Annotated in this window: 2 protein-coding genes; one reads left to right on the top strand and one right to left on the bottom strand. The window is 73.1% G+C overall.

The features are described 5' to 3' along the window. On the bottom strand, window positions 1-1,456 hold a 1,456-nt coding region (locus TA90_RS05820), incomplete at its 3' end, for an AMP-dependent synthetase/ligase (RefSeq protein ID WP_043535072.1). Window positions 1,457-1,740: 284 nt separating this feature from the next. Between TA90_RS05820 and TA90_RS05825 the strand changes: the two genes are divergently transcribed. Then, the coding region (locus TA90_RS05825) for a hypothetical protein (RefSeq protein WP_147513399.1) at window positions 1,741-2,279 on the top strand (539 nt) is incomplete at its 3' end.

Consider the following 2,279-nt stretch of genomic DNA (forward strand, 5'->3'; position numbering starts at 1 on the left):
GCAGGGCGTCCTCGAGGACCTCCGGGGACACGTTCTTCCCACCGGCGGTCACGATGAGCTCCTTCTTGCGGCCCGTGATCCGCAGCTGGCCCCTGCGGTCGAGGGAACCCAGGTCGCCCGTGTGGAACCATCCCCCGCTCAGGGCCTTTGCCGTCTCCTCGGGGAGGTTGTGGTAGCCGCTCATGACGGAGATCCCCCGGACGAGGACCTCCCCGTCCTCCGCGATGCGCACGGAGTCCCCGGGCAGCACCTGGCCCACGCCTCCGGTGGGGTTCGCACCGGGGCGTTGGACGGTGACGGGCCCGGTGGTCTCGGACAGGCCGTACCCCTGGAGCAGGGTGATGCCGGTCCCGGCGAAGAACTCCGCGAGGTCGGTGGCCAGGGGGGCGCCGCCGGAGACCACGTAGGCGATGTTCGGCCCGAGGGCGGCGCGGACCTTGCCCAGCACCAGCACCTCGGCGAGGCGGTGACGCACCCGCAGGGCGGGGGAGGGACCGAGCGTCGTGGCGAGGGCCGCAGAGTGGGCGCGCGCCTGCTTCGCGGACCAGGCGAACACACGCCTGCGGGCACCGTGGCCGGCCTTGGAGGCGGCGGCGTTGTAGACCTTCTCCAGGACGCGCGGCACCGCCAGGAGCGCGGAGGGCCGGAAGGCCTGGATGTCGGGGAGGAGGCGCTTCACGTCGGGGGAGAAGGCGATGGTGCCGTGGCCCCCCAGCACCGCGTGCATGACGAAGCGGGCCAGCACGTGGGCCAGGGGGAAGAAGAGCAGGAGACGGGTGTCGGGTGAGTCGATGACCTCCGGCAGGACCTGGTAGACCGCCCTCGTCGTGCCCACGAAGTTGGAGTGGGTGAGGACGACGCCCTTGGGGACCCCCGTCGTGCCGGAGGTGTAGATCACCGTGGCCACGTCCTGCGCCCGCACCGCAAGGGACCGCGCATCGACCTCGGCAGGGGCGACCGAGCGCGCCGCCGAGCTGATGATGCGCAGCGCCCCGCGGTCGAGGGAGTCGATCGAGCGGACGGTGGGGGTGCGGACCGACTCCACGAGCTCCGCCTGCTGGGAGGTCGCGGTGAAGACGTGGACGACCTGGGCGTCGGCCAGGATGTGGCCGATCTGGGCCGCGGAGTCGGACTCGTAGACGGGGACGGTCACCGCACCGACGCTGAGGATCCCCAGGTCGAGGAGCATCCACTCGAAGCTCGTCGCCGACAGGACGGCCACCGACTCCCCGGGGCCGATGCCCAGACCGATCAGGCCGCGCGCGACGTCCTCCACACGGGCGGCGAGCTCCGCGGCGGTGACCCGGCGCCACGCGCCGACCTCCGTGCGCTCCTCGACGGCGACCTCGTCGGGGCGTGCCTGTGCGCGCGCCCGCAACATCCCCTGGACCGTGTCCGAGGGGTCGATGGTGAACTTCGCCTTCTCCGTGAAGGACCCGTCACGGTTCTTCCTCAAGATGGGTTCGTCCTCTCCTCAGGGTGCGCCCCGCGCACCGTTGCTGCTTGGAACTCTAGCGGCGGTGCACGGAGCTCTCCCGTCGGCGCACCGGATGCGTGGTGGCGTCACGCGGTGGTGAGGACCTCCGCCCGGCCGCGCCGACGTCGCACGGGGCCGCGTGCGGCCCGACGCGCCGGTGGCCATGGCCGCCGATAGCATGGCCGGGAGGGGGCGGCAGGGACATGGGGCGGTGGACACGCAGGTGGCGCCGGCAGCGCGCCGAGGCGGGCGACGGCAGTCCCATGCGGGCGTGGCACCCCTGGCACGCCCTGTGGAGGTCTGCCCTCGCCACCTCGCACGCCGGCCACCGCTGGACGGTGGACGTCGACCACTTCGACTGGGAGGGACGGGCCCTCCTCCACCGGGACGGGAGGTGCGCGGCGGTGTCCGTCATGCCCGCAGCGTTCCCCGTGCCCGGCGCCCACATCGAGGTCTCCTCCGGGACGTGGGGCCTCACGCGGGCCCACATCGTCCACGAGGACGGGCGCGAGGAAACGCTGGAGCCCCTTCCGGGAACCTCCGAGGCCTGGCGTGCCCGCATGGGGGAGCGATTTCCCCGCGCGAGCCGGGCCGTGGGGGTACTGGCGGTGCTCGTGCTCGCGGTGAACCTCGCCCTCCTCGCCCTCGCACTCGCGCAGTGGGCGACCCACCAGACCTGGGCGGCGCCCCATGTCGACCCGTGGACCTCGCCGCTCGAGCTCCCGGACTGGCTCCCCGGCATGCTGGTGGTCGCGGGAGTCCTGGCGCCCTCGGAACGTAGCGCTGACCATCGCAGCACTGG

The organism is Actinomyces polynesiensis, assembly GCF_000820725.1.
GTDB lineage: Bacteria > Actinomycetota > Actinomycetes > Actinomycetales > Actinomycetaceae > Pauljensenia > Pauljensenia polynesiensis.